This is a genomic window from Herbaspirillum sp. B65 (assembly GCF_000333555.1).
In the GTDB taxonomy this organism is placed as follows: Bacteria; Pseudomonadota; Gammaproteobacteria; order Burkholderiales; family Burkholderiaceae_D; genus Herbaspirillum; species Herbaspirillum rubrisubalbicans.
This window is the reverse complement of the sequence record NZ_BADI01001178.1, coordinates 1-910: the sequence shown is the minus strand read 5'-3', so window position 1 is coordinate 910 and position 910 is coordinate 1. Positions and strand designations below refer to the sequence as shown.

Annotated in this window: 1 protein-coding gene; it reads left to right on the top strand. The window is 60.7% G+C overall.

From position 1 onward, the window contains the following. Window positions 1-910: HAMP domain-containing protein (locus I5W_RS28370; protein ID WP_044531769.1), on the top strand; the 910-nt coding region annotated here is incomplete at both ends.

Genomic DNA, 910 nt, shown 5'->3' with positions numbered 1-910 from the left:
CCCTGCGCATCGAAAGAATCGCTTCAAGGACAACGCCATTGCCTCGCTCAACGGCAAGCTGGCGCAGACCACCACCACCATCAGCATCGTGACCGTGGTGGCCGTGCTGCTGCTGGGGGGCATCGGCTTGCTGCTGTATCGCCAGATCACCGGCCCCATCAGCAATATGGCCGCCATGATGGGCGAGATCGCCACCAGCCAGGACTTTACTCGTCGCCTGCCGGTGCAGCGCATGGATGAAGTGGGGCACTCCATCGTCGCCTTCAACGGCATGGTCGAGAAGATCGAACAAGCCTCGGCCCAGGTGCGCCAGAAGACGGCCGACATGCAGGCCATGTTGCAGAACATCCCGCAGGGCATCCTCACCATCGTGGAAGGCAACAAGGTCCACCCGGAGTACTCGGCCTTCCTGGAAACCGTGTTCGACACCACCGACATTGCCGGTCGCGACGTGATGGAACTGGTCTTTGCCAATACCAACCTGGGGGCCGATATCCTGTCGCAGATCGAAGCCATCGGCGGCGCCTGCATCGGCGAAGACGTGATGAACTTCGAATTCAACGAACACCTGATGGTGGGCGAAATCGAAAAGACCATGGCCGATGGCAGCGTCAAGATCCTCGACCTGTCCTGGTCGCCCATCACCGATGAGGCCGACATGGTGATCCGCCTGATGCTGTGCGTGCGTGACGTGACCGAACTGCGCCAGTTGGCGGCCGAAGCCAACGAACAGAAGCGCGAACTGGAAATGATCGGTGAAATCCTGGCGGTGGCGCCGGCCAAGTTTGCCGAATTCATCAGCAGCGCGCGCCGCTTCCTGGATGAGAACGAGCAGATCGTGCACCAGAACCCGCAAGCCACGGCCTTTGCCATCGCCAAGCTGTTCCGCAACATGCACACCATCAAGGGC